Source organism: Actinacidiphila glaucinigra, assembly GCF_900188405.1.
GTDB lineage: Bacteria > Actinomycetota > Actinomycetes > Streptomycetales > Streptomycetaceae > Actinacidiphila > Actinacidiphila glaucinigra.
This window is the reverse complement of sequence record NZ_FZOF01000023.1, coordinates 60,254-81,940: the sequence shown is the minus strand read 5'-3', so window position 1 is coordinate 81,940 and position 21,687 is coordinate 60,254. Positions and strand designations below refer to the sequence as shown.

Genomic DNA, 21,687 nt, shown 5'->3' with positions numbered 1-21,687 from the left:
CCGTCGCCGGGGCGTCGTGCTGCGGGCCGTGAGGCCGAGATGGTCCAGACCTATTGACCATCTGGTCCAGACCTTTCTACTCTGCCAGGGAACTGTGGTGGGCATGACACGAGTCAATCGCCCGCCAGGCGGCACTGGTTTCCCCGTCGGCCCCCCACTCGAGGAGCACCCCTTGAGCACTGGAGACACCCCCCGCACTCCACGCACCAGACGCATCAGGACCACAGCCGCCGCGGGACTCACCGCGCTGCTGCTCCCGTTCGCGGCGCTCGTCGGCCTGGCCACGCCGGCCCATGCCGCGGGTACCACCGCCACGTACACCAAGACCCAGGACTGGGGCACGGGGTTCGAGGGCAAGTGGACGGTCACCAACGGCGGTTCGTCGCCCATCAGCAGCTGGACCGTCGAGTGGGACTTCCCCTCCGGCACGGCGGTGACCTCGGCGTGGGACGCCGACGTCACCGGCTCCGGCACCCACTGGACCGCCAAGAACAAGAGCTGGAACGGCACGCTGGCCCCGGGCGCCAGCATCAGCTTCGGCTTCAACGGCTCCGGCAGCGGAAGCCCGAGCGGCTGCAAGCTCAATGGCGGCTCCTGCACCGGCGGTGGCGGCGGTGACCCGACGCCCACGCCCACGCCCACCCCGACCCCCACGCCCACGCCCACGCCGACCCCGACGCCGACCCCCACCGGCCCCGCGGGGAGCAAGATCCGCCTCGGCTACTTCGCCGAGTGGGGCGTCTACGGCCGCAACTACCACGTCAAGAACCTGGTCACCTCCGGGTCGGCGAGCAAGCTGACCCACATCAACTACGCCTTCGGCAACGTCACCAACGGCCAGTGCACGATCGGCGACTCCTACGCCGACTACGACAAGGCCTACACCGCCGACCAGAGCGTCGACGGCGTCGCCGACACCTGGGACACCGGCGCCCTGCGGGGCAGCTTCAACCAGCTGCGCAAGCTGAAGAAGCAGTACCCGAACATCAAGATCCTCTGGTCGTTCGGCGGCTGGACCTGGTCCGGCGGCTTCGGCCAGGCGGCCGCCAACCCGACCGCCTTCGCCAACTCCTGCTACAACCTGGTCGAGGACCCGCGCTGGGCCGACGTCTTCGACGGCATCGACATCGACTGGGAGTACCCCAACGCCTGCGGTCTGTCCTGCGACACCAGCGGGGCCTCGTCCTTCAAGACGCTGATGTCCGCGCTGCGGACCAGGTTCGGCTCCAACAACCTGGTCACCGCGGCCATCACCGCCGACGGCACCAACGGCGGCAAGATCGACGCCGCCGACTACGCGGGCGCCGCCCAGTACGTGAACTACTACAACGTGATGACGTACGACTACTTCGGCGCCTTCGACGCGGACGGCCCGACCGCCCCGCACTCCCCGCTCACCTCCTACAGCGGCATCCCGATCGCCGGCTTCTACTCCGACGCGGCGATCCAGAAGCTGAAGAGCAAGGGCATCCCGTCGAACAAGCTCAACCTGGGCATCGGCTTCTACGGCCGCGGCTGGACCGGCGTCACCCAGTCCGCGCCGGGCGGCTCCGCGACCGGTGCAGCTCCGGGCACCTACGAGGCGGGCAACGAGGACTACAAGGTCCTCAAGAACACCTGCCCGGCCACCGGCACCGTCGCGGGCACCGCGTACGCGCACTGCGGCAACAACTGGTGGAGCTACGACACCCCGGCGACCATCGCGGGGAAGATGGCCTACGTGAAGAACCAGGGCCTCGGCGGCGCGTTCTTCTGGGAGTTCAGCGGCGACACCGGCAACGGTGAGCTGGTCACCGCGATCAACAACGGTCTGAGCTAGGCAGTCGGGAGCACGGCCGTACGACGGGCCGGAGGGGCGGGTTCGCCACCGCTCCTCCGGCCCGGTCGTGTCCGGGGCGCGTCAGCCGGTGGCGCAGGGCGCGCCGTCGAGGGTGAAGCCCGAGGGCGGGGAGGTGGCTCCGTACCGGGTGCCGACCAGGCCGAAGGTGACCGATTCGCCCGCCCGCACCGACCGGTTGTAGTCCTTGGCCCGGGCGATGACCGTCCCGCCGCGCTGGAAGAAGTCGGCGTCCCACATCTGCGTCACCCGCCGGCCGTCGGAGTACCGCCAGCCGACCGTCCAGTCGTGGATGTCCTTGCGGGACGTCAGGGTGACCGAGGCCTGGAAGCCGTCGTACCACCGGTTGGTCACCTCGTAGGCGATCGTGCAGGACGGCGGCGCCTTCACCGGCGCGTCCCGCGCGGGCGGCGCGGCGGAGGACGGCGTGCGGCGGGCGGCGGGGATGGTGTGCTCGGCGGCCGAGGGCACGATCTCCTCGGGGAACGGCGCGCTCCCGGAGGGTTCGGGAGCCCCGGAGGCGCCGGACGCGCCCGGTGAGCGCAGCGGGGGGAATCCGGGACCGTCCGGGGCGGCGCCGTCGTTGCCGCCCTGCGCCGTCGGCGCGGCCTGGGCGGACCGGGGGGCGGAGTCGTCGGCGGTGACCAGGACCGTCACGCAGACCACGGCGGCCAGCGCCGCGACGGCCGCGGTCACGGCGGCCCTGCCGCGGGGTGTCCCGGTCCGCGTCCGCGCCGTGCGGGCGGCGCGGACGGCACGCCGCGACGGCCGGGGTGGAACGGCTCCCCGTCCGGCCGCCCGGCGCCGGGCCTCCAGGTAGGCGGGACCGGCCCAGCCCAGCACCCCTTCGGCCAGCGCCTCCGCCGGGCCGCCGCCGAACGGGGTCAGGCACACGGCGGCCCGCGCGCAGTCGGCGCACCCGCGCAGGTGCCGGCGCAGGTCCTCGGGCGCCGCCTCGACGGGCATCCGGGTGGCCGCGTCCAGCAGCCGGGCGTACCCCTGGCACTCGTCGGAGGGCGGTTCCTCCTGGTGGGCGCGCAGGCAGCGGTCCCGGAAGTCCTCGCGGGCCCGGTCGATCTCCCGTTCCGCTGCGGCGGCGTCGACGCCCAGGAAGCGGGCGGTCACGGCCACGGGGCGGCACTCGACCTCGGTGGACCACAGCAGTGCCGCGTCCGCCTCCGCCATGTCCCGCAGCCCGCGCAGGGCCAGCGGCTCCGGGCGCGGTGCCCTGCCCCGGCGTGCGGCGCGTTCCGCGTTGAGCCAGATGCGGAACTCCGGATGCAGGCTGTCCCCCTCGCCCCGGGCCTGCCAGTCCGCGGCGGTGTCCCGTACGACGGTCAGCAGCAGCGGCAGGAGGGGCAGCGGCAGCGGTCCCGGTGCGAACGCGGGGTCCATCACGTCGGGCACCTGGTCCAGGCCGCGTTCGAACGCGTCGGCGGCCAGGCGCCCGCCGTCCTCGGGGGAGAGTGTGCACAGCTGGGCGAAGCACAGCGCTTCCGCCCAGTACTCGGACAGCGGTACGGCCTCGGGGACCGGGGCTGCGGCAGTCATCGGGCGGTGAACCAACCTTCGGCGTCGGGAGGCGGATGCGCCTGCGCCTTGTGGTGCCGGGAGCCTTTCACGGTTTCCACACAAGTAGCAAGGCGTGACTTCGTTTGCCGAAAGGGGAGTTGGGGCGTGAGCACGGCTGTGCGCTGCTGCGCGGCCGTGAACGCCGCGGAGCGGTTCGACGCCCGGGGATCAGCCGCGGACGGTGACCGAGCGGGGGTCGAAGCCGTACGGGAGCTCCAGGCGGTGGGCGCGCATCAGGGCGTCGTCGGAGAGGAGTTCCTGGGTGCGGCCGTCGGCGACGACGGTGCCGCCGCTGAGGACGACCGAGCGCGGGCACAGCTCCAGGGCGTACGGCAGGTCGTGGGTGACCATCAGCACCGTGACGTCCAGGGAGCGCAGGATGTCGGCGAGTTCGCGGCGGGAGGCGGGGTCCAGGTTGGAGGAGGGCTCGTCCAGGACGAGGATCTCGGGCTCCATGGCGAGGACGGTCGCCACCGCCACGCGGCGCCGCTGGCCGAACGACAGGTGGTGCGGCGGCCGGTCGGCGAACTCCGCCATGCCGACCCGTTCCAGCGCCTTGCGGACGCAGGCCTCCAGTTCGGCGCCGCGCAGACCGGCGGCGGCCGGGCCGAAGGCGACGTCCTCGCGGACGGTGGGCATGAAGAGCTGGTCGTCCGGGTCCTGGAAGACGATGCCGACCCGGCGCCTGACCTCCGCAACGTGCTTGCGGTCGCCGACCGGGAGCCCGGCGACGGTCACCGAGCCCGCCCCGGCCTCGAGGATGCCGTTGAGGTGCAGCACGAGGGTGGTCTTGCCGGCGCCGTTGGGGCCGAGGAGGGCGACCCGCTCGCCGCGGGCGATGGCCAGGTCGACGCCGAACAGGGCCTGGTGGCCGTCGGGATAGGCGTAGGCGAGGCCTTTGACCTCGAGCGAAGCAGTCACAGGAACCATCCCATCAGACAGACCAGCAGTGCGGCGGCCGGGAGCACGGCGGCGTACGACCACTGGGCACGCGAGGCCGTCACGTCGTCGATCACCGGCATGCTGCCGGCGTAGCCGCGGCTGACCATCGCCAGGTGGACGCGTTCGCCGCGCTCGTAGGAGCGGATGAACAGGGCGCCCGCGGACTTGGCGAGCACGCCCCAGTGGCGCGGGCCGCGCGCCTCGAAGCCGCGCGAGGCGCGGGCGACGCGCATCCGGCGCATCTCGTCGGTGATGACGTCCCCGTACCGGATCATGAACGAGGCGATCTGCACCAGCAGCGCCGGCAGCCGCAACCGCTGCAGGCCGAGCAGGAGTTCGCGCAGCTCGGTGGTGGAGGCCAGCAGCACGGAGGCGGCGACGCCCAGGGTGCCCTTGGCGAGGATGTTCCAGGCGCCCCACAGGCCGTGCACGCTCAGGGACAGGCCCAGCACCTCGGTGCGCGGGCCCTCGGCGACGAACGGCATGAGGACGGCGAAGGCGACGAAGGGCACCTCGATCAGCAATCGCCGCAGCAGGAAGCCGGCCGGGACGCGCGCCACGGCGGCGACCGTGGCCAGCAGCACCGCGTACAGGCCGAAGGCCCACACCGCGGAGCGCGGTGTGGACACGACGACGAGGACGAAGCAGAAGACCGCTGCGAGCTTGCACTGCGGGGGCAGTGCGTGCACCGGTGAATGCCCGTGCCGGTAGAGCCGGTGTGCGTGCCCAGCGCCCACGGTCAGCCCTCGTCCGCGCGCGGACGGCGGCGGACGACCCAGAAGACGCCGGTGCCGAGCGCGAGGGTGGCGCCGACGCCGATCACGCCGGCGAGGCCGCCGGAGAGCCGGGCGTCGCCGACGTCCTTGGTCTGGTAGTCCGCCAGCGGGGAGTCCTTGGCCGCGTGGTCCTCGGTCCTCTTGTCGATGCCGTGGTCGGCGGCGACCTTCTCCAGTCCGTCCGGGCTGGCCGAGGCGTAGTAGCTGACGAATCCGGCGAGCACCAGGGCGGCGATCAGGCCGGCGATCCACAGCGGCCGTATGCCGCCGCGCTTCGGGGTGTCGGTCACGGCCGCCATCAGACGGTCGCCTCCTTGAGCTCCAGCGGGCGGCGCAGGTCACGGGCGCCGTGGACGAGGTCGGGGCGGACGGCGATGACGGCGCCCACCGTCGCGGCGGTGATCACCGCCTCACCGATGCCGATCAGGACGTGCACGCCGACCATGGCGGTGAAGACCTTGCCGAGCGCGACGTCGGTCGTCCCGCCCAGCGCGTAGATCCCGGTGAAGGCGACCGCCGCGGCCGGGACGGAGACCAGGGCCGCGACGAAGGCCGCGCTTGTCACCCCGCCGCGCCCGTTCGGCAGCACCTTGACCAGCGCGCGGAAGAGGGCGTAGGCGACGACCACGGTCACGATCGCCATGTCGGTGATGTTCACGCCGAGGGCGGTGAGGCCGCCGTCGGCGAAGAGCACGCCCTGGATGAGCAGGACGACGGACACGCACAACACCCCTGTGTAGGGGCCGACGAGTATCGCCGCGAGTGCGCCGCCGAGGAGGTGACCACTGGTGCCGGCGGCCACCGGGAAGTTGAGCATCTGGACGGCGAAGATGAACGCCGAGACGAGTCCCGCCAGCGGCGCGGTGCGCTCGTCCAGTTCGCGTCGCGCACCGCGCAGGCTCACGGCCACGGCTGCGGCCGCGACGGCACCGGCCGCCACCGACACCGGGGCGTCGATGAATCCGTCGGGTACATGCATGGAGAGCTCCGCTCCGGGGTCGCATCGGAAGTCGAACGCTCAATCATAGAGTCCTATTGCGACTGACTTGCAAGAGCCTGTCTGATGCTGGAGCGCATCCCCCGCGTATATCCGTTCGCGCTTCATCCCCGCTTCATCCGCGCTTCCGGTTCCCGGTCAGCCCAGCGGGCGCCCCGCCCGCAGATTCCAGCGTCCGGACCGCCCGCTGAATTCCGTCGCCGTCAGCGGGGGCACGTCGATCCGCCAGAAGGACGCCTCGGGCGCGCCCAGGGCCCGTACCGCGCAGGCCCGGACGATCTCCGGTTCGACGACGGCGAGCACCCGGCCCGGTGTGGCGGCGAGCCCGTCGAGCCAGCCGCCGGCGCGGGCGCACAGCTCGCGCAGCGACTCGGCGTCGTGCGGCGCGGCGTCCGGGTCGGAGAGCCAGGCGGCCACCGCCTCCGGCTCCTCGGCGCTCACCTCGGCCAGGGTGCGTCCCCGCCAGCGGCCCAGTGCCCAGCCCGCGGGCGCCGTCTCCTCGGCGGCCAGGCCGAGCGCCTGCGCGGTCGCGCGGCAGCGAACCGTGGGCGAGACGGACACCGGTCCCGCGGAGGGCAGCGAACCGGCCAACGCGCGGGCGGTGCCGAGCGCGTGCGCGTCCGGCGGCACGTCGTCGTCGAAACGCGCCTCGCGCAGCGCCGCGTTCACCACCGGTGAGATCAACGTCACCCGGGTCGTCATGCACCCTCCTCGCCCTCCGGCGATCCCGTGGAATCGCCAACTGCCGCCCCACTCCCGGCCTGCCGGCCGCACCGAATCGGCTCCCGCGCATGCCGGGGCGTGAACGCGCGCCCTTGGCCGGATCACCGGATCGCGGTACCGTCACGACGACATTCACGACGACACGGCGGAAGTCCGGTGCAAATCCGGCACGGTCGCGCCACTGTAAGCCCAGCCCAGCGCCAGGCGAGTCAGACCCGCAGTCGTCCGACAGAGCTCCACCGACCGGGACGCGAGTTCCCACCAGGAGGTCATGCCATGGCGCACTCCGCCGCCTCACCGGCCATCGCCCCTTCCGCCACCCCCGTGACGCTGCCGATCAGGGCGATCCTGCCCTGGGCGGTCTTCTTCGGCGTCCTGATGCTGGTCCTGCTCTACTTCGTGGGTGCCGAGCAGGGGGCCACGTCCCTCATGTCCGGTGAGAACGTCCACGAGTGGCTGCACGACGGGCGCCACCTGCTCGGCTTCCCCTGCCACTGACAGGGGTGCCGCACCGATGAACCCCGTCAACTCCGTCACCGTCAGACAACTGCTGGTGCGGGGCATGCTGGCCGGCCTCGCCGCCGGCGCGCTCGCCCTGGTCGTCGCCTACCTGCTGGGCGAGTCCCGGGTCGACGCCGCCATCGCGTTCGAGGAGTCGCACGCCCACGAGCACGGCGGCGCCGAACCGGTCAGCCGTGCCCTGCAGTCCACCGCCGGCCTGGCCACCGGCCTCCTCGTGTACGGCGTGGCGCTGGGCGGCATCGCCGCCCTCGCCTACTGCTTCGCCCTCGGGCGGATCGGCCGCTTCGGCGCCCGGCCCACGGCGATGCTGCTGTCGGCCGCGGCGCTCGTCGCGGTCTACGTCGTGCCCTTCCTGAAGTACCCCGCCAACCCGCCGGCCGTCGGCGACCCCGACACCATCGGCGAACGCACCACGCTGTACTTCCTGATGATGCTGCTCAGCGTGCTGCTCGCGATCGCCACCGTGATCCTCGGCAGGCGCCTCGCGCCGCGCCTGGGCAACTGGTACGCGACCGTGGCCGCCGGCGTCTTCCTCGTCGTGACCGTGGGGCTCGCGTACGCGCTCCTGCCCGGGATCAACGAGGTGCCGGAGCACTTCCCGGCGGGGCTGCTGTGGCAGTTCCGTCTGGCGGCGCTGGCGATCCAGCTGACGCTGTGGACCTCCTTCGGGCTGGTCTTCGGCCACCTGGCCGGACGCCTGCTGGAACCGGCCCAGGCCGCCGCCTCCGCGGGGCGCGGCTCCGTGGGCGCGGGCACGGCGGCCTCCGTCTAGGGCCTCGGGCCGGGCCCGCCGTACCGTACGGACGACCGCCCGTACGACGCTCAGCGCGTCGTGCGGGCGGTCGCGTGTGCGGAGGAGATGAGCGCGTGCAGCCGCTCCGCCGCGGCGCGGCCGAAGGCCGGGTCGTTGAGGTGCGTGTCGTGTTCGGCGACCTCCACCCGGCTGCCGCGCAGCTCCTCGCGGAGGGTGCGGAACAGCACCTCGTCCACCGCCCGGTCGTGGTAGAGCCCGCCCGGCGCACCGAGGGTGGACAGCCCGCGCAGCGGCAGCAGGAGCGTGACCGGGCCGGTGGCCGCGCGCAGTTTCGCGGCGACCTGGCGGCCGAGTTCGGCGCACTCGGCGGCGGAGGTGCGGATCACGGTCACCGAGGGGTTGTGGACGTGGACGTGACGGGCCCGGAAGCGGTCCGGCAGCGAGGCGAGCGGGCCGAACTTGACCATGTCGAGCGCCCCCGGGCTCACCACCTGCGGCAGCCCCGCGCGGCCCGCGGCGCGCAGCCGGTCGGGCCCCGCGCCGAAGGCACCGCCCACCAGTTCGTCGGCGAGCTCGCTGAGCGTCAGGTCGAGCACCCCGCTGAACGTGCCCTCCCCGGCGAGCGACTCCAGGGAGCGGCCGCCGGAGCCCACGGAGTGGAAGACCAGCACCTCGTAGCCGAGTTCGGTGAGCCGCGCCCGGGCGGCGTCGACCCCGGGGGTCGTCACCCCCGCCATGCTCGCGGCCACCAGCGGCCGGTCCCCGGCGGGCGGGGCGGGCGTCCCGGCGAAGCCCCTGGCCATCCCGGCGATCGCGTCGGCCGCGTTCGCCAGGATGGGCGCCGACACCCGGTTGACGCCCGCGATGTCGACGACGCTGTACATCATGGCGATGTCGGTCGTGCCGACGTACGCGGAGACGTCGCCCGCGGCCATCGAGGAGACCATCAGTTTCGGCACACCCAGCGGCAGCTCCCGCATCGCGCGGGTGGCGATCGAGGTGCCGCCGCTGCCGCCGATGGCCAGCACGCCGTGCAGCCTGCCCTCGTCGTGCAGCCGGCGTACGACTCGGGCCGCCCCCTCGGCCATGACCGTCACCGCGGCGCCGCGGTCGCCCGCCCTGCGCAGCCGTTCGGCGTCCGCACCCGCGGCGGAGGCCACGACGGAGCGGGGGATGTCGGGGGCCACGAGGGGCTCGCCGGCCACGCCCGCGTCGATCAGCACGACCTCGACGCCGCCGCGCAGGAGGCGGTCCCGCAGCCAGGCGTACTCCGTGCCCTTGGTGTCCAGCGTTCCCAGCAGCGCAACCACCGGCATGGACACCAGTGTTGGGGCCGGAGCCGGAAGTGACAAGGCCTCATGACGGGGGCACGGGACGCAGCAGCAGGAGCGCGGTGTCGTCGGTGCGGTCGGTGGCCCGGCCGTCGTGGTGGACGAGGACCTCGGCGAGTTCGTCCAGCGGGAGCCTGCCCCGGGAGGACAGGGTCACGGCCAGGGCGGCGATGGACTCGTCCAGGTCGCCGCCGGGGGTCTCGATGAGCCCGTCGGTGTAGAGGGCGAGGACCGCGCCGCGGGGCAGCGTCATCGTGCTGGTGGGGTACTCGGCGCCCGGGTCGATGCCGAGCAGCAGGCCGGCCGGCCTGCTCAGGATGTCGGTGCGGCCGTCGGGGAAGCGCAGCAGGGCCGGCGGGTGGCCCGCGGAGGCCATCCGCAGGACGCCCTCCGTGAGCCGGAGGTGGGCGTAGAGGCAGCTGGTGAAGAGCCCGGTGTCGAGTTCCTCCAGCAGCCGGTTGGTGCGGGACAGCACCTGGTCGGGGGAGGCACCGGCGGTGGCGTGCGCGTGCACCGCCGTGCGCACCTGGCCCATCAGGGCGGCGGCGTTGACGTTGTGGCCCTGGACGTCGCCGATGACGGCGGCGACGCAGGTGTCGTCCAGCCGGATCAGGTCGTAGAAGTCGCCGCCGACCTCCATGCCGGTGGTCGCGGGCAGGTAGCGGGCGGCGACCTCAAGGCCGGGCACGCTGGGCAGGGTGTGCGGCAGCAGCCCGGACTGCAGGCTGTGCGCGAGGTGGTGCTTGGCGTCGTAGATCCGGGCCCGGTCCAGGGCCTGGGCGATCAGCCCGCTCAGCGAGGTCAGGGCGGCTCTCTCGTCGGCGGGGAAGGAACGCTCTTCGGCGAACGCGAGGACGCAGGCGCCCACGGGGCGGCCGGAGGCGATCAGGGGCAGGAAGGCCCAGGCCGACATGTCCGACAGCAGTTCCAGGCCCTGGTAGGCCCGGACGAGGTCCTCGGGGGAGCCGTAGAAGCTGGGGACGCCGGTGTTCAGGGCCCGGGTCGCCGGGAGGTGCGCGGTGAGCGCGGTGCCGTCCAGGGCCGCCATGACCTCGGGCCGGTAGCCGCGGTCGCCGATGACGCGCAGCCGGCCGCCCTCGGCGACGCACAGCACGAAGGCGTCGGCGCCGATCGCGGACGGGAAGAGGTCGGCGACCAGCCGGACGACGTCGTCCACCCCGACGGCCTCGGTGAGGGCCGTGGCGAGGTGCATGAGGTGGTAGATCGCCCCGATCCGGATCGGCACCGCGGACTCGTCGTACGGCGCCGCCTGCGGGGCGGGGCCCGCAGCCGCGTCGGTGGGGGAGATCCGCACGCTGACCCCGGTCGCGTCGGGGTAGAGCTGCACGAGCAGCCAGTGGTCGGGCGGCCGCAGGGCGGTGAACGAGACCGGCTGCCCGCTGAGCACGGCGGCGCGGTAGCGGTCCTCGTGGGCGGGGTCCCGCAGCCAGCGCAGGCTCTCCCAGGGGAGGGAGCCCACGAGCCGCTCGACGGGCACGCCGACGAGTTCCGCCGCGCGGGGACTGACGTAGGTGATCCGCCCGTCGAAGTCGAGCGCGCAGGCCCCCTCGGGCAGCCGCCGGGCCCAGTCCGCCGCCGCGAGGGCCTCGTCCGGGTGCACCGGGACCGCACGCGCGGTCCGCAGCACCCGCGGCTCGGGCCCCGGCAGGATCGGCTCCCCGCCGGCGCCGGCCCGTACGAGGTGGTCGGAGAGCCGCTCACGGGCCTGCTCCAGTAGCGCGCGCTCCGCGGGCGGCGCCTCGGCGGGGCGGGGACGGGACCAGATCAGCACGAGCGTGCCGAGCACGGCGTCGGCGCCGGTGAGCGGGGCGGCGACCATGGACAGGTCGTAGGGCATGACCAGCGCCGTGCGCGGGTAGCGGTCGGCCAGCTCCTCCCTGGAGCCGACCCGGATGGTCCGGCCCTCCCGTACGGCGTCGGCCACCGGGGTCGACCGCTCCATGGGCAACCGCGACCAGGGCATCGACAACTCGCGCGGCGCCCCGGTGACGACCTCCATCCCCAGCACGCGGCCCTCGGGCATCAGCAGGAAGACCGCACCGACATGGGCGCCCGTCTCGCGCACCACTTCGGCGAGCACCTGGTCCAGCAGCTCCCGCGCGGGGGCAGTCACCACCATGCGTGGCTCCACCATCGGGCCGACACCACTTATAAGGGGACGATACGCCCCCCTCCGCCGCGTCTCCTCCCGCCGGCTCGGCGAGTGGTTCCCCCCGCGGAAGCGGTCAGGAGACCGGGGCGGTGGGCGTGCCGGCGATCGCGCTGCCGGCCTGTTCGGCAAGGGTGGTCGCGACCAGGCGGGCCTGGCGGGAGGGGACGGTGCCGGGGGTGGGGAGCATCATGAAGCGGCCGTGGAAGCGCCCGTTGTGGAAGACGCGGAGTTCGACCTCCTGGTCCGGCAGGCCCAGCGTGTCCGCGTCCCAGGGGCGGCGGCCCCGCACCACGGTGCCGTCCTGCTCCAGCCGCGGCGGGTGCCCGACGAGGGTGCCGTACTCGAACCGGCAGCCCCGCAGGTGCAGCAGGCTGACCAGCTGGTCGCGGACGTGGTCGACCACGACGTGCGGGGACACCGCGGACCCGGCCAGCCGCGCCGTCTCGTGGATGCGGGCGAGGTGGTCGGCGTCGGTGATGGCGATCACCGCCAGCCGCCTGGTGCGGACGGCGAGCCGGGAGACCGCCAGGCCCACCGCGAGCAGCAGGACCGCCGTCGCCGCGTCGCCCGGGCCGCTGATCGTGAACCGCTCGTAGGGTGGGGCGAAGAAGAAGTCGAACCAGGCCGCCGCCGACAGCGCGGCGAGCGCGGCGGCGCGGCGGCTGCCGAGGACGGCCACGGCCACGACCGCGACCACCAGCACGAGGACGACGTGCGTGTCCGACAGCCGGGTGCGGAAGGGCACGAGCACCAGGCACACCAGCGGCGGCAGGAGCAGTCCGGCCGCCGGGGCGAAGCGCGCCGGGTCGGGGAAGCGGGAGGAAGAGCGCGTCATGGTCATCGCCTCCGTTGGAGGGGCCCGGCCGCCCCGGGGTTCACCGCAGGGGCGCGGCGGTGTGCAGGGGCAGCCGCCAGGCGTTGCGGCGGTGCATGTCCTCGAGGACCTCGTGGAGCGGGGAGCGGGGCACGGCGAGCACCGGGCAGACCGCGTGGACGAGGCAGTGCCGGGCCACCGAGGGGCTCAGCAGCCGGCGCAGCCGGCCGCGTCGCCCGGCTCCCACGACCAGCAGGTCGTCCGGGCGGTCCGCGACCAGGGTCAGCGCCCGTCCCGCGGGCCCGCGGACGGTCAGCGCGCGCATGGGGAGGCCCTCCGGGAGGCCGCCGAAGGCGGACTCGACGGCGTGGAGCAGCCGCTGCCGGGCCTGGTCCTGCCCCGCGTCCAGCAGCGGGGGGCAGGGGGAGCGCCGGTAGGCGAACTCCCCGCCCGGCGGTTCCCAGGCGAGCACGGCGACCAGCACCGCGCCCGTGCGGCGTGCCTCGGCGGCGGCCTGGTGCAGCGCCGTGAGGCTGCCGAGGGAGCCGCTCAACCCCACGACCACGCGGCGGTGGTCTCCGGCGTCATCCATGTCCTTTATGGAAGACCCGGGCGGGGTGCCCGCGGAGGCTTCTTGTCGTCCCCTTGTCGCCGGCCCGCGTACTCCTGACGCCGCCCTGACCCGCCGGGTCCCAGTCCGGGCAGGCGTGCGTCTGGGCCGCCTTGACGGTGGCCCACACCTCGGCGCCGGGGTGCAGCCCGAGTCCGGCGGTGGCCATCGTGGTGAGGTCCGCGGCGACTGCGGTGTCTCTACGGTGTCTCGACGACCACGTTGGTCGACTTGATGACGGCGACCGCCGGTACGCCCGGCTCGAGCTTCAGCTCCTCGGCCGACTCCCGGCTGATCATGGACACCACGCGGAACGGGCCGGCCTGGATCTCGACCTGCGCGGAGACGTCGCCGAGGATCACCTCGGTGACGATGCCCGCGAAGCGGTTGCGGGCCGAGGAGCCGGTACGCTCGCTTTCGGTGCGGTTGAACTCCCGGGCGAAGGCGGCCAGATCGGGGCCCTCGATGATGCGCCGGCCCTGCTCGTCGCGTTCCGCGCGCAGCCGCCCGCCGTCGACCCAGCGCCTGAGGGTGTCGGCGCTCACGCCCATCAATGCGGCTGCCTCGCCGATCCGGTAGGTGTGCATGACTCGATCATAGTGGCGCAGATGCGAGCGGGAAGACCCTTTCCGCATTGCATCAGCAGGATCTGTCGGCACAGAGGGTCGCATGTGCGTTTCCAGGACCTTCGGGGGCGGGTACGGTCATCGGGGGAGGTGGAAGCCCGTGACCGTGTCCGTCCCCGCGCCGCCGCCGGGGCCCGCCGGGTTCGTCCTGAGCGGCGACCTGGCCCGCCCTGCCCCGCTCACGGTGCCCGACCTGCGCGCCTGGCCCCAGCACACGGCCCGGGTGAGCTTCGAGTGCCAGACCAGCGGCGTGCAGCACCACCGTTTCGAGGGCCCGTTGCTCCACGAGGTGCTGTGCTCGGCCGGTCCCGGCTTCGACCCCGGGCGCCGCAAGGACCGGATGCGCTTCCTCATCGCCGTCACCGGGGCGGACGGGCACCACGCGCTGCTGTCCTGGGCCGAGATCGACCCGGACTTCGGGCAGGCCCGCGTCCTGCTCGCCACCCGCATCGACGGCACCCCGCTGGACGCGCGGGGCCCGCAACTGGTGCTGCCCCAGGACCGCTGCGGGGCCCGGCACATCAGCGGCATCACCGCCATCCGCGTGGACGGCGGGTACGGCGGGGGCCCGGCGGCGGAGGGCGACGGGGGCGTGTGAGCGGGCACTACGATCGGCGGAATGCGCCCCTCCCCCGCCGGCCTGGTCCGTGAGTTCCACACCGCCTTCGGCCTCGACGCCCGCCCCCGTCCGACCGAGATCACGCCCGAGTACGCGGCGCACCGGCAGGATCTGCTCGCCGAGGAGGTGGCGGAGGTCGCCGAGGCCTCCGAGACCGGCCCCCTGGACCACCTCGCGCACGAACTGGCCGACGTGGTCTACGTCGCGTACGGCACCGCGCTGGTGCACGGCATCGACCTGGACGCGGTCATCGCGGAGATCCACCGCGCCAACATGAGCAAGCTCGGCCCCGACGGCCGCCCGACCCTGCGGGCCGACGGCAAGGTCCTCAAGGGCGAGCACTACCAGGCCCCGGACGTCGCGGCGGTGCTGCGCGCCCAGGGCTGGACGCCCGCCGGGGAGTGACGCCCCGGCCCTCCCCCACCGGTGCGGCGGGAGGGACAATCGGCGGTATGACGGAGCGCAAGCCACCGGGCGTCCCCTTCGAGTCCTGGGTCGACAAGCAGATCCGGGAGGCGACGGAGCGCGGCGCCTTCGACAACCTGCCTGGCGCGGGGAAGCCGCTGGCCTCCATGGACCGGCCCTACGACGAGCTGTGGTGGATCAGGGAGAAGATGGCCCGCGAGGGGCTGTCCCACCTCCCGGCGAGCCTCAGGCTGCGCAAGGAGGTGGAGGACGCGCTGGAGGCCGCCTCCCGTGCCCCCTCCGAACGCGAGGTGCGCCGCATCGTCGAGGGGGCCAACGAGAAGATCCGGGCGGGCATCCGCACCCCGATGGACGGGCCGCCGCTCAATCTCGTCCCGTACGACGTGGAGGCCGTCGTCGAGCGCTGGCGCGCGGAGCGCGACTGAGCCTCCGCCCCACGCGCCGGTCTCCCGGCCGGGCGCGGTCCTCTGCGGGGCGAGCGCGGCGAGAGCACGGGTGGCCGTCGCGGTTGCCGCGGGCGATCCGGAGGCGGGCCCCTGCGGCACCGCCCGGCCGTCCTTCGCCCGGACCGGCCCGCGCGGCCGGCTTCCGCGGTCGTGGGGGCGTGCTCGGCCACTGCCGGGTGGACGCGCGGGAGGCCGGCCCGAGTGGTCCCACCGCACACCGTTCGCGCCTTCCCGGTCCGGTCGACGGCCGGGCCGGCGGGGCTTCATCGGCACGCGTCCCCGCCCGCCCGTACCGGTGGGGAAGTCGCTGCGGCGGTCCGGAAGCCGTGAACCCGGCGGCCCGCGGACGACTCGCGGTGCTTCCCGCGGGTTCGGCCGTACCGGCGGTGGTCGCCTGAGGCCCTCCCGGTCCCGGCCGGAGGCCCCGGTTGCGGGGCCCGGCGGGCTGAAAAATAGTCGGACTGTGAAAGGGCGGCCACGGGTCAGCATCCCGGAGGGGCTCCGTGCGCGGTTCGCGGACCTGCCGGGGCGGGCGCGCGCCCTGCGGGCGGACACCGAGCGGCGGTTCCCCATCGTCACCCGGCTCGCCGCCCGGCTGCTGAGCGTCAACGTGCTCGACGCCGCCACCCGGTTGGCCGCCCAGGCCTTTCTGACCGCCGTGCCGCTGCTGTTCGTCATCGCGTCCCTGGCCCCGGAGAGCGTGCGCAAGGAACTCCTCGACTCGCTGGTGCGGGTGCTGGGGCTCTCGGGTCCCTCCCGTGAACAGCTGCGCTCGGTCTACGAGTCCGATCCCGGGAGCCTGCGGCAGACGGTGGGGGTGGTGGGCACCCTGATGGCCCTGCTGTCGGCGACGGCCTGCAGCCGGGCGATGCAGCGGGTGTGCGAACGCGCCTGGCACCTGCCGAAGTCGGCGGCGCGGATCGCGGCCTGGCGCTGGTTCGCCTGGGTGTGCGCCGCGCTGCTCTACCTGGCGGTGCAGGGACCGCTGCGGGAGGGCTTCGGCGTGGGCCGCTGGCTCGGCGTGCCGCTGTCCCTGGTGACCGCGGTGGCGATCTGGTGGTGGACCCAGCACCTGCTGCTGGGCGGCCGGATCGGCTGGCGGCCGCTGCTGCCCGGGGCGCTGCTCACGGCGGTGCTCCTGGAGGCGGCCGTCTTCGCCGCGCCGCTGTACGTGCCGACGGCGCTCAACCGCAGCCTGCAGACGTACGGCTCGCTGGGATCGGTGTTCACCCTGCTGTCCGGGCTGATCGCGCTGTCCGTCGTGGCGACCGTCAGCCTCACCGTGGGCGCGGTGTTCCACGGGGACGAGCCGGGGGCCGGGGCCGTGCCCGCCGCGCCCGGCCCGCCGGGGGAGGGCCGGGCGGGCGGCGGTCAGGCGGCCGGTGAGCGCTCCGGCCTGTAGTGCGAGAGCGCCCAGATGATGAAGATGTCGAGCGCGATGAGGATGATCGACCAGAACGGCAGGTAGGGCAGGTACAGGAAGCTCACGATGATGCCCAGGCCCGCCAGGACGACACCCATGATGCGTGACCAGAGCGCGGCGCCGCTGAGGAGTCCGGTGCCCGTGACCACCAGGAGCACGCCGAGGACCAGGTGGATCCATCCCCACGCGGTCAGGTTGAACTTGTAGACGTAGTCGCCGATCCGCGCGTACACGTTGTCGGCGGCGATCCCCGAGATGCCCTGGAAGATGGCCAGGACGCCATCGACGAGCAGCAGGACGCCGGCGAAGGTGACGCCGCCGTACGCCCACGCGCTGTGGTTGCCCCTCTTGGGTGTGGGGGTGGTGCCGGTGGCTGCCATGGCTGCCTCCTCGCGGTGATGGTGCTTCAGTGCCGCAGCGCCCGCTCCACCTGGGCCTTGACCGTGCCCGTCAGGTCGCGGTTGCTGCGTACCGTGGCCTCGCCGGATTTCTGCGGGGCCACGTCGGCGACGTTGACCACGGCGGCGTCGAGGAGGTTGCCGCTGGTGTCGCGGAAGGTCACCTCGACGGTGTACGTGGCCTGTTTGTCGCCGCTGTTGGTGGCCGTGACCGTGGTGGTGGCCTTGCCGCCCTCGACGGTCACGGGGTCGAGCCTGACGTCGTCCTTCGCGTTGACGCCGTTCTTGATCTTCGCCAGCTGGGACTGTGCGGCGGCGGTCGCCGAGGCGACGGCCTCCGCACCCTCGGACACCAGCGAGGACGCGGCGGACGCGGCCTTCGACGCCTTCTCGGCGGGGGTGCTCTCGTTGTCCGAGCAGGCGCTCGCTGCCAGCGCGGTGGCGGACAGTACGACCGCCGCGCACATCGCACGGCCCCGGTACGGCCTCGTCATTCCCTACCTCCACAGTTTCATGCGCCTCAAATGGCACATAATTCACAATACGGATTAAATTGCCGTGTCGCGTGGTGAAGGAGAGGCGGCGGTGGCATGGCGGATGCAACGCCCGAGGGGCGTGACGGTCTCGCCGAACTGCGCGCCCGGCTGTCGGCACTGGAGGCGCGGGAGACCGTTCCCGCAGGCGCCGGACCGCAGGCCCCGCCGCCTCACCGGCGACCCGTACGGGCCTTCTTCTCGGCCCTGTTCATCGTCGTGGCCTGCGTCTTCGTGCCGCTGAGCGCGCTGGCCGTCTGGGTGGACTCCGAGGTCGGCGACACCGGCCGCTACGTCGCCACCGTCGCGCCCCTGGCGAGCGACCCCGCCGTGCAGGACGCCGCCGCCAACCGGATCACGTCCGTGGTGATGCAGCACATCGACGTGAAGAGCCTCCTGGACGAGGTCGCCCCGCAGGACCGCCCCCGCCTCGACCAGCTCCTCGGCCGTGTCTCCGGCCCGCTGACCAGCGGCATCGAGAGCCTTGTGCACTCGACGGCGGAGAAGGTCGTGCGCAGCGACGCCTTCGAGAAGGTCTGGACCGACGCCAACCGCCGGATCCACGCCTCGCTGGACAAGGCGCTGACCGGCCAGGGCGGCGGCGCGGTCAAACTCACCAACGACACCGTGGCCGTCGACCTCGCCCCCGTCATCGACCAGGTCAAACAGCGGCTGGTCGACGGTGGCCTGACCATCGCCGCGAAGATCCCCGAGGTCCACACCGACTTCACCGTCGTCCGCTCCGAGAAGGTCGGCAAGATCAGGACCGCCTTCCGGCTGCTGCAGCTGGCCGGCTTCTGGCTGCCGATCGTCACCGTCGTCCTCGCGGCCGCCGGCGTGCTGCTCGCCCTGCGCCGGCGCCGCGCCCTGGTCGCCGCCGCGCTGGGCTTCGCCGCCGCCGCGCTCGTACTCGGCGCGGCGCTGACCGTGTTCCGGGCGATCTACCTCGACGCGCTGCCCGCGAGCGTCGACCAGCAGGCCGCCGGGACGGTCTACGACACCCTGATCCGCTTCCTGCGCCAGACCGTCCGCGCCGTGTTCGTGCTCGGTGTCGTCGTCGCGCTGGGCGCCTGGCTGAGCGGGCCCGGGCGGTACGCCCGCCGCACCCGCGGGGTGTGGGAGTCCGTGCTGGGCGGCGCGGGCGACGCGGCACACCGGGTGGGGCTGCGGACCGGTCCCGTCGGCCCCTGGCTGGTGCGCCACAAACTGCTGGTCGGCTGGATCGTCGTGGCGGCCGCGGCCCTCGCGCTCGCCTTCTGGTCCTATCCGACCGGCTGGGTCGTCCTCGGGCTGGCCCTCGCCGTCGTCCTCGTCCTCGCCGTCGTGGAGTTCCTGGCCAGGCCCGACTGACCGCTCACCCGATCGGCCGCCCCGCGCTGCGCCGGGGAGGCCGCCGCCGGAGGCTGACGGGAGGGCCCGCCGGCGGAGGAGACCAGCGATGAGCCAGACGCAGCCGGCGGGCGGGCGATGACCTTCGGGCTGGCACGCCGCCAGGTACGGCCCCGGGTACCGCTGCGGCACGGCGAGGGGGACCGCTCGCTGCTCACCAGCACGCAGGGCCTCGCCGCGCTGTCGCTGGACGCCCTCAGCTCGGTGGCGTACGGCCCCGAGGCCATCGTCCTCGTGCTGATCGCCGCCGGGACCGCGGCGCTGACCGTGACGCTGCCCGTCATGCTGGTCATCGCGGGGCTGCTGGTCGTCCTGGTCATCTCGTACGGGCAGGTCATCGCGGTGCACCCGGACGGCGGCGGCTCCTACGCCGTGGCCAAGAAGGACCTCGGGGCGCGGGTGAGCCTGCTGGCGGCGGGCAGTCTCGTCGTCGACTACGTGCTCACCGTCGCCGTCAGCCTGGCCGCGGGCGCGGCCAGCCTCGCCTCGGCGTTCCCCTCGCTCACCCCCTATCTGCTGGAGATCTGCCTCGGCGGGCTCGCCCTGCTCACCCTGGTGAACCTGCGCGGCGTCGCCGACAGCGCGCGGGTGCTGATGCTGCCCGCGGCGCTGTTCGTCGTGTGCATCGGCGGGATCGTCGTCGCCGGGCTGCTGCGCGCCCACCCCGCGGCGGTCGTGGGCAGCCCGCAGCCCGTCCACGCGACGGAGGCGCTGAGCGTGCTGCTGGTCCTGAAGGCCTTCTCCTCCGGCTGCTCCGCCCTGACCGGGGTGGAGGCCATCGCCAACTCCGTGCCCGCCTTCCGGCCGCCCAAGGTGCGCCGCGCCCAGCGCACGGAACTGATGCTCGGCGTCCTGCTGGGACTCATGCTGATCGGGCTGGCGTTCCTCATCCGCCGGGACGAGGTCGCCCCGCGCGGCGGCGTGACCCTGCTGGCCCAGCTGACCGCGGCCTCCTTCGGCACGGGATGGCCGTACTACGCCAGCAATCTGCTGGTCACCCTCGTCCTCGGACTGGCCGCGAACACCAGCTTCGGCGGCCTGCCGGTCCTGATGAGCCTGCTCGCCCGGGACAACCGGCTGCCCCACGTCTTCGGGCTGCGCGCCGAGCGGCCCGTCTACCGCTACGGCGTCGTCGCCCTCGCGGTGGTGGCCGCGCTGCTGCTCGTCGCGGTCGACGCGCAGACGCAACGGCTCATCCCGCTCTACGCCGTCGGTGTGTTCACCGGCTTCACCATCAGCCAGACCGGGCTCGTACGGCACTGGGCGGGGGCGCGCCCGCGCGGCTGGGTGCCGCGCGCGGCGCTCAACGGGCTGGGCGCCCTGCTGACCGCGCTGGCCGGGGTGATCCTGGTGACCACCAAGTTCACCGAGGGCGCCTGGATGGTCGTCGTCGTGGTGCCGCTGCTGATGCTGCTCTTCGCCCGCATCGAGCGCTACTACACGGAGGTCGGCAGGGAACTCGCCCTCGGTACCGTCCCCGACCGGCCGCGGCGCACCGACAGCCTGGTCATCGTCCCCCTCGGCGGGGTCAGCCGGCTCGCCCGGCACGCGCTGACCGCGGCCATCGCCCTCGGCGACGAGGTCGTCGCGGTCACCGTCGAACCCGACCAGGCCAAGGCGCGCGAACTGCTCGACACGTGGGCCCGCTGGCAGCCCGGCGTCCGCCTGGACGTCCTCGAGAGCCCGCACCGCTCACTGGTGCTGCCGATCCTCTCCTACGTCCGCCGCATGTCGCAGGACGGCCGCCAGATCGCCGTCCTCATCCCCGAGATCCAGCCGCGCCACGCCCGTTACCGCATCCTGCAGAACCAGCGCGGCATCCTCCTCGCCACGATCCTGCGCTCCCGCACCGACGCCGTCGTCTGCCTTTTGCCGTACCGGCTGGACATCTGACGGGTAAGTACCGGGCGCCACCGCCGGAGGTTTCCTGGTCAGCGCGATACCGAGGGGTGTCCTACTGCCGTGGTTCCTCGCTAGTGTGTGCTTCCCGTGAAGGGAGCGTGACGGCCTTGTGTTCTTCGGCCGTCCGGGAAAGGCCGACAGCGCGTCCCGGGCTTCCGCCCGCACCGCGGAGCTGCGACTCGGCCTTCGCCCGTCGCCCGGTCCCCTCGGGAGCGTGAGCTGGGGTTCGCAACCCCGACCGGGCGCCATGCGGACAGCGCCGTCCGCAGTTGTATGGGGAGGGAACCACGTGAGCCACAACCCGCAGCAGCCGCAGGGGTGGGGTCCGAGGCCGCAGCAGCCGGGACCGGGTCTGCCGCCGACGAATCCGTACGGCGCCCCGGCCACGCCGAGAAGCCCCGACTCCAGGCCGCTGTACAAGCGCAAGCGCGTCTGGCTCGGGGGAGTCGGGCTCTACCTGATCGGCACGGTGATCACGGGTCTGGGTACCCAGGGCACCGTCGACGAGGCCAATGCCGAGGTGAAGGCCGGGCCGACCGTCACGGCGAGGGCCACCGTCACCGCGACCGCCACGGCCACGGTCACCGCCTCGGCGGAGCCCGCGCCGACGGTGACGAAGACCGTCAAGGCGAAGCCCCTGCCGAGGGTCACGGTGACCAAGACCGTCAAGGCCGCCGGGTCCGGCAGCGGTGGCAGCTCCGGGGGTGGTGGCGGCAGCGCGTACTACGCGAACTGTGCCGCGGCCCGTGCCGCCGGGGCCTCTCCGCTTCACACGGGTGAACCGGGCTACCGGAGCGGGCTCGATCGGGACGGCGACGGGGTCGCCTGCGAGTAGCCGCCCCGGGGGGTGCCGTCGCGCGGACGGGCCTCGGCA

21 protein-coding genes and 2 pseudogenes are annotated in these 21,687 nt (G+C 73.7%); 10 read left to right on the top strand and 13 right to left on the bottom strand.

What is annotated here, in order from left to right; translation table 11 throughout:
- The first annotated feature begins 172 nt into the window (after positions 1-172).
- Positions 173-1,819 (top strand): glycosyl hydrolase family 18 protein, encoded by a 1,647-nt coding sequence (locus CHF15_RS32565; protein WP_179280072.1) that lies wholly within the window; start codon positions 173-175, stop codon positions 1,817-1,819.
- 81 nt (positions 1,820-1,900) lie between these two features.
- Here CHF15_RS32565 and CHF15_RS32560 read toward each other — a convergent pair whose 3' ends face one another.
- The 5 genes and pseudogenes from CHF15_RS32560 to CHF15_RS32540 all read right to left on the bottom strand — a co-directional run bounded on the left by CHF15_RS32560 (position 1,901) and on the right by CHF15_RS32540 (position 6,826).
- A complete protein-coding gene (locus CHF15_RS32560; protein ID WP_089227499.1) occupies positions 1,901-3,388 on the bottom strand; it encodes a cellulose-binding domain-containing protein in 1,488 nt (495 codons plus the stop codon).
- 189 nt (positions 3,389-3,577) lie between these two features.
- Positions 3,578-4,339: an energy-coupling factor ABC transporter ATP-binding protein gene (locus CHF15_RS32555; RefSeq protein ID WP_245939158.1), complete on the bottom strand. Its 762-nt coding sequence runs from the start codon at positions 4,337-4,339 to the stop codon at positions 3,578-3,580.
- Positions 4,327-5,088 carry a cobalt ECF transporter T component CbiQ gene (gene cbiQ / locus CHF15_RS32550; RefSeq protein WP_089227497.1) on the bottom strand — a complete coding sequence of 254 codons (762 nt, stop codon included), beginning with the start codon at positions 5,086-5,088 and terminating at the stop codon, positions 4,327-4,329. Before cbiQ ends, CHF15_RS32555 begins: the two co-directional genes overlap by 13 nt.
- Before the next feature lie 2 nt (positions 5,089-5,090).
- Positions 5,091-6,106, bottom strand: a pseudogene (locus CHF15_RS32545) (energy-coupling factor ABC transporter permease).
- Positions 6,107-6,262: 156 nt separating this feature from the next.
- A complete protein-coding gene (locus CHF15_RS32540) occupies positions 6,263-6,826 on the bottom strand; it encodes a histidine phosphatase family protein (protein ID WP_089227496.1) in 564 nt (187 codons plus the stop codon).
- Positions 6,827-7,123: 297 nt separating this feature from the next.
- Between CHF15_RS32540 and CHF15_RS32535 the strand changes: the two genes are divergently transcribed.
- Both CHF15_RS32535 and CHF15_RS32530 read left to right on the top strand, forming a co-directional pair.
- Positions 7,124-7,345, top strand: coding sequence for a CbtB domain-containing protein (locus CHF15_RS32535; protein WP_089227495.1), 222 nt, complete (start codon positions 7,124-7,126; stop codon positions 7,343-7,345).
- Positions 7,346-7,361: 16 nt separating this feature from the next.
- The gene (locus CHF15_RS32530) at positions 7,362-8,141 is read left to right on the top strand and encodes a CbtA family protein (protein WP_089227494.1); all 780 of its coding nucleotides are present in this window, start codon (positions 7,362-7,364) and stop codon (positions 8,139-8,141) included.
- Positions 8,142-8,191: 50 nt separating this feature from the next.
- Here the strand turns inward: CHF15_RS32530 and CHF15_RS32525 are convergent, their stop codons facing one another.
- The 6 genes and pseudogenes from CHF15_RS32525 to CHF15_RS46475 form a co-directional block, all read right to left on the bottom strand.
- Entirely contained in the window at positions 8,192-9,439 is a 1,248-nt protein-coding gene (locus tag CHF15_RS32525; RefSeq protein WP_089227575.1) for a Tm-1-like ATP-binding domain-containing protein, read from the bottom strand.
- A gap of 40 nt (positions 9,440-9,479) precedes the next feature.
- Positions 9,480-11,594 carry a SpoIIE family protein phosphatase gene (locus tag CHF15_RS32520; RefSeq protein ID WP_245939157.1) on the bottom strand — a complete coding sequence of 705 codons (2,115 nt, stop codon included), beginning with the start codon at positions 11,592-11,594 and terminating at the stop codon, positions 9,480-9,482.
- Positions 11,595-11,700: 106 nt separating this feature from the next.
- Entirely contained in the window at positions 11,701-12,462 is a 762-nt protein-coding gene (locus tag CHF15_RS32515) for a DUF4118 domain-containing protein (RefSeq protein ID WP_089227574.1), read from the bottom strand.
- Between the two features lie 40 nt (positions 12,463-12,502).
- Positions 12,503-13,033 carry a universal stress protein gene (locus CHF15_RS32510; RefSeq protein WP_089227492.1) on the bottom strand — a complete coding sequence of 177 codons (531 nt, stop codon included), beginning with the start codon at positions 13,031-13,033 and terminating at the stop codon, positions 12,503-12,505.
- A gap of 106 nt (positions 13,034-13,139) precedes the next feature.
- Positions 13,140-13,241, bottom strand: a pseudogene (locus CHF15_RS46480) (TOBE domain-containing protein); the annotation flags it as partial.
- A gap of 10 nt (positions 13,242-13,251) precedes the next feature.
- Positions 13,252-13,638: a TOBE domain-containing protein gene (locus CHF15_RS46475; RefSeq protein ID WP_179280071.1), complete on the bottom strand. Its 387-nt coding sequence runs from the start codon at positions 13,636-13,638 to the stop codon at positions 13,252-13,254.
- Positions 13,639-13,777: 139 nt separating this feature from the next.
- On the opposite strand from CHF15_RS46475, the gene CHF15_RS32495 reads away from it, so the two are divergent.
- The 4 genes from CHF15_RS32495 to CHF15_RS32480 all read left to right on the top strand — a co-directional run bounded on the left by CHF15_RS32495 (position 13,778) and on the right by CHF15_RS32480 (position 16,570).
- Complete coding sequence (locus CHF15_RS32495) at positions 13,778-14,275, top strand: molybdopterin-dependent oxidoreductase (RefSeq protein WP_245939156.1); 498 nt, start codon at positions 13,778-13,780, stop codon at positions 14,273-14,275.
- Between the two features lie 21 nt (positions 14,276-14,296).
- Positions 14,297-14,701 (top strand): pyrophosphohydrolase domain-containing protein, encoded by a 405-nt coding sequence (locus CHF15_RS32490; protein WP_089227491.1) that lies wholly within the window; start codon positions 14,297-14,299, stop codon positions 14,699-14,701.
- 47 nt (positions 14,702-14,748) lie between these two features.
- Positions 14,749-15,147 carry a DnaJ family domain-containing protein gene (locus CHF15_RS32485; RefSeq protein WP_089227490.1) on the top strand — a complete coding sequence of 133 codons (399 nt, stop codon included), beginning with the start codon at positions 14,749-14,751 and terminating at the stop codon, positions 15,145-15,147.
- A gap of 484 nt (positions 15,148-15,631) precedes the next feature.
- The gene (locus tag CHF15_RS32480) at positions 15,632-16,570 is read left to right on the top strand and encodes a YhjD/YihY/BrkB family envelope integrity protein (RefSeq protein ID WP_089227489.1); all 939 of its coding nucleotides are present in this window, start codon (positions 15,632-15,634) and stop codon (positions 16,568-16,570) included.
- Here CHF15_RS32480 and CHF15_RS32475 read toward each other — a convergent pair.
- Positions 16,540-16,971, bottom strand: a complete 432-nt coding sequence (locus CHF15_RS32475) for a DUF7144 family membrane protein (protein WP_179280070.1) — start codon at positions 16,969-16,971, stop codon at positions 16,540-16,542. The genes CHF15_RS32480 and CHF15_RS32475 overlap by 31 nt on opposite strands.
- Before the next feature lie 26 nt (positions 16,972-16,997).
- Positions 16,998-17,483: a hypothetical protein gene (locus CHF15_RS45175; protein ID WP_089227488.1), complete on the bottom strand. Its 486-nt coding sequence runs from the start codon at positions 17,481-17,483 to the stop codon at positions 16,998-17,000.
- 96 nt (positions 17,484-17,579) lie between these two features.
- Here CHF15_RS45175 and CHF15_RS32465 point away from each other — a divergent pair, with 96 nt between their 5' ends.
- The 3 genes from CHF15_RS32465 to CHF15_RS32455 all read left to right on the top strand — a co-directional run bounded on the left by CHF15_RS32465 (position 17,580) and on the right by CHF15_RS32455 (position 21,648).
- A complete protein-coding gene (locus tag CHF15_RS32465; RefSeq protein ID WP_089227487.1) occupies positions 17,580-18,872 on the top strand; it encodes a hypothetical protein in 1,293 nt (430 codons plus the stop codon).
- A 117-nt stretch (positions 18,873-18,989) separates the two neighbouring features.
- Positions 18,990-20,804 (top strand): APC family permease, encoded by a 1,815-nt coding sequence (locus tag CHF15_RS32460; protein ID WP_089227486.1) that lies wholly within the window; start codon positions 18,990-18,992, stop codon positions 20,802-20,804.
- A 298-nt stretch (positions 20,805-21,102) separates the two neighbouring features.
- On the top strand, positions 21,103-21,648 hold the full coding sequence (locus tag CHF15_RS32455) for an excalibur calcium-binding domain-containing protein (protein ID WP_245939155.1): 546 nt from the start codon (positions 21,103-21,105) through the stop codon (positions 21,646-21,648).
- Positions 21,649-21,687: the final 39 nt, after the last annotated feature.

What these genes read in the sequence shown, in the direction of transcription:
- CHF15_RS32560 (WP_089227499.1), bottom strand. Translation starts at nt 3,388, where the DNA reads ATGACTGCCGCAGCCCCGGTCCCCGAGGCCGTACCGCTGTCCGAGTAC.
- CHF15_RS32555 (WP_245939158.1), bottom strand. Translation starts at nt 4,339, where the DNA reads ATGGTTCCTGTGACTGCTTCGCTCGAGGTCAAAGGCCTCGCCTACGCC.
- CHF15_RS32540 (WP_089227496.1), bottom strand. Translation starts at nt 6,826, where the DNA reads ATGACGACCCGGGTGACGTTGATCTCACCGGTGGTGAACGCGGCGCTG.
- CHF15_RS32535 (WP_089227495.1), top strand. Translation starts at nt 7,124, where the DNA reads ATGGCGCACTCCGCCGCCTCACCGGCCATCGCCCCTTCCGCCACCCCC.
- CHF15_RS32530 (WP_089227494.1), top strand. Translation starts at nt 7,362, where the DNA reads ATGAACCCCGTCAACTCCGTCACCGTCAGACAACTGCTGGTGCGGGGC.
- CHF15_RS32525 (WP_089227575.1), bottom strand. Translation starts at nt 9,439, where the DNA reads ATGCCGGTGGTTGCGCTGCTGGGAACGCTGGACACCAAGGGCACGGAG.
- CHF15_RS32520 (WP_245939157.1), bottom strand. Translation starts at nt 11,594, where the DNA reads ATGGTGGTGACTGCCCCCGCGCGGGAGCTGCTGGACCAGGTGCTCGCC.
- CHF15_RS32515 (WP_089227574.1), bottom strand. Translation starts at nt 12,462, where the DNA reads ATGACGCGCTCTTCCTCCCGCTTCCCCGACCCGGCGCGCTTCGCCCCG.
- CHF15_RS32510 (WP_089227492.1), bottom strand. Translation starts at nt 13,033, where the DNA reads ATGGATGACGCCGGAGACCACCGCCGCGTGGTCGTGGGGTTGAGCGGC.
- CHF15_RS46475 (WP_179280071.1), bottom strand. Translation starts at nt 13,638, where the DNA reads ATGCACACCTACCGGATCGGCGAGGCAGCCGCATTGATGGGCGTGAGC.
- CHF15_RS32490 (WP_089227491.1), top strand. Translation starts at nt 14,297, where the DNA reads ATGCGCCCCTCCCCCGCCGGCCTGGTCCGTGAGTTCCACACCGCCTTC.
- CHF15_RS32485 (WP_089227490.1), top strand. Translation starts at nt 14,749, where the DNA reads ATGACGGAGCGCAAGCCACCGGGCGTCCCCTTCGAGTCCTGGGTCGAC.
- CHF15_RS32475 (WP_179280070.1), bottom strand. Translation starts at nt 16,971, where the DNA reads ATGGCAGCCACCGGCACCACCCCCACACCCAAGAGGGGCAACCACAGC.
- CHF15_RS45175 (WP_089227488.1), bottom strand. Translation starts at nt 17,483, where the DNA reads ATGACGAGGCCGTACCGGGGCCGTGCGATGTGCGCGGCGGTCGTACTG.
- CHF15_RS32465 (WP_089227487.1), top strand. Translation starts at nt 17,580, where the DNA reads ATGGCGGATGCAACGCCCGAGGGGCGTGACGGTCTCGCCGAACTGCGC.
- CHF15_RS32460 (WP_089227486.1), top strand. Translation starts at nt 18,990, where the DNA reads ATGACCTTCGGGCTGGCACGCCGCCAGGTACGGCCCCGGGTACCGCTG.